Annotated in this window: 1 protein-coding gene; it reads left to right on the top strand. The window is 57.1% G+C overall.

The features are described 5' to 3' along the window. Positions 1–185: 185 nt before the first annotated feature. A complete protein-coding gene (locus C7451_RS19620; protein ID WP_110300476.1) occupies positions 186–2,117 on the top strand; it encodes a competence protein CoiA family protein in 1,932 nt (643 codons plus the stop codon). Positions 2,118–2,613: the final 496 nt, after the last annotated feature.

The following is a 2,613-nucleotide window of genomic DNA, read 5'->3' as shown; positions in this document are numbered from 1 at the left end:
GGCAACCGCCTGGCTGTTCATCGCCTCAATCCAGCTCCTCGCACGCCGCATCGCAAGAGCCTGAAATCCAACGCGATAGTTTTGAATCAGACTCTAAGATAACCGCTGGCGGAGATTTATAGCGGTCCGGCAGTCTGATAAGAATGCGCTCATGAATTGCACGAGAAGGGAAGCGGTCATTCCAAATGCAAGACGGCAATCCTTTTGGATTTAAGGATCACCGGCCCTTTACGGGTTTCTCGGACGAACTCGTCTACGGCCTGGCGCAAGACGGGCGGACAGTTCACGTGTCCGATGTACCGAGTGGGCTACGTTGTGATTGCCGTTGCCCTGCATGTGATCGTCCTCTCGTCGCCAAAAAGGGATCGAAACAGCTCCACCATTTCGCGCACTATAGTAAAACCGTCTCTTGCAGCTACGCTGCAGAGACCAATGCGCATTTTTGGGCGAAAGAAGTTCTCGAGCGGGAGAGGCGACTGACAATTCCGCCGATCATCGCAGAACACGATGGACAGACTGAGATTGTCAGCCCTGCTAAAGTGTACACGTTCGCACACGCCAAGTTAGAAAAGCGACTAGGTAGCATAGTTCCGGACGTGGTCCTCGTCACGGCAAGCGGAACACAACTCATCGTGGAAGTTCATGTAACTCATGCATGCGATGACGCGAAAATCGCCAAGCTTCAGAATGATGGTCTGTCCGCCGTTGAGATAGACTTGCGGCGCTTTCGGACCTCTGCGGATCAGGTGGCGGTTGAGAATGCTTTGCTAACCACCGCACCTCGCAGCTGGCTTAGCAACGCCAAGCAGGCCAAATTCAATGACCGCTTGCGCGATCGCCTGGCTGCGGACGCTGCACGAAAGTTGAAGGAAGCCGAGGAACGCGCACTCCGAATTGCTGAGGCAGAAGCCCGGAAAGTACGCCGCGAGCAGGAGGAGACAAAGCGCGAGACACAAAAGCTTCTTCGCGCATTCAGGACTTACAAAGGTGATGTGAACCAAATTCCCGGCGCAGTCGTCGCATTTGCAGAAACATTTGACGATTTGCCATTGTCGCAGCCGCGTACCGTCGGGTTCGCTGTTCATCCGCTGGTTTGGCAGACCGAGCTTGCCAGAGAATTCCTGACCCTTCCTAACGCACTCGACTACCAGTGGTCCGACAAAATCTCGGTCCAGTTGGGGCTACGTGCAATCAACCGACATCTCATTCCTGCCTTCCGCGGTCGAATAACGCCGGCGGTGAGAGAAAGGCTGCGTCAGGAATGGCCGCATCACCGTGTGCCGAGCGAAGCGGTCGCGCTTTTCCTAGACGATCTCGTGAACGCGGGCTTTTTGAGGTCTGTAAAAGAAGGCGAATACAGCGTCACTGATGAATATGCTGACTGTCTCTCCGAACGTGAGCGGCAGCGGAGAGAATTTGAACTGCGATCCGAGGATCTGCGCAGCCGCGTCAGCGCCGTCCTTTTGCGCCTCCCTGCTTCGGAGCGCAGCGAATTCGATCTCGATCGGTGGTTCGGTGTTCCCCTTATGGAACAAGGCGGCGATCCCACGACTTTGTGCCGCCTCGGAGGCGAGGGCTATCGCGGCCTTGATCGTGCTTTAAAGCGCGTTGAACTTCTGAGCGAGGGCGGGCCTATCACAGGGGAACTGCTTGGGCTTCCGCTCGAAGGAGAGATAGCAAGGGCGCAAGAGCGCGAACGAGACAAGCTTTTGCGCGCAGCGGCACAGAGGCGATCTAGCCTTGCCGAAGCGGCGCAGCGAGAGTTGAGCGAAGAAGCAAATGCCTGGCTCTCCGGTCCGTCGGAGGACGACTATGAGTTGAGTCGCATCGATCAGGCGGGGCTCGATGATCTGTCCTACCAGAGGGCGAGAGGTGTGCTTGCCTCTGCGGCAGCTGCGAGGCAGGTTGCCATACAGGCGGAGAAAGAGGCGTTACTGCGACGGTCTGAATTAAAGGAAGCTGCAGCAAAGGTGTATGACCCAGACCGCGCAGATCTGTTTGTTCGGGCTTTCAATCCGCGACTTGGAAAGTCGCCGATTGACCACTGCGTCGACTACCGCACTCTGCAGGAATGCCTTGCCCTACTGCCTCCCGCAAAGCGTTCCTCGCGGCGATGATCGGGCGCCGGTGAGTGACATCCTCCCCTGGGTATCACAGCGCCATTGTCTTCGTGTAGCGATGGGGATTGCGTAGCCGAACTGGTGTTTTGTTCGGCCTAAGGCACTTGATCGTGGATCTTCGGATCAACGACAAATCCATGCCGCCCGGCTGAGTATTGATCGACCGGCACAAGAAAGCGGCGCGCGTCCCGGCAGGTCCGATTACCACCGATGGTGGCAACAGCTTCGACCATACTGGGATGATCGGAAGATCGAACGGCAGAGATGACCACCCAGTCCTTAGCGTGCCGGCGCACAAAATGCGTAAGCGGGGCGCTGACCCCACCTTGCGCTGATCGCTGACAGCATCGACTTTGCGCGCCCCTGCAATGATTGAGGCGCTGCTCCTATGATAATCCCTAGTGACGATCCTGTGAGTAGGGGGGCTCAGCGGTTTGAGGTGTTCACCGGCGCTGGCAGGCGCAGGGATTGGCCGCCTGAGGTGAAGGCATCG

This window comes from Blastomonas natatoria, assembly GCF_003201955.1.
In the GTDB taxonomy this organism is placed as follows: Bacteria; Pseudomonadota; Alphaproteobacteria; order Sphingomonadales; family Sphingomonadaceae; genus Blastomonas; species Blastomonas natatoria.
This window is presented reverse-complemented; position numbering and strand designations above follow the sequence as displayed.

What these genes read in the sequence shown, in the direction of transcription:
- C7451_RS19620 (WP_110300476.1), top strand. Translation starts at nt 186, where the DNA reads ATGCAAGACGGCAATCCTTTTGGATTTAAGGATCACCGGCCCTTTACG.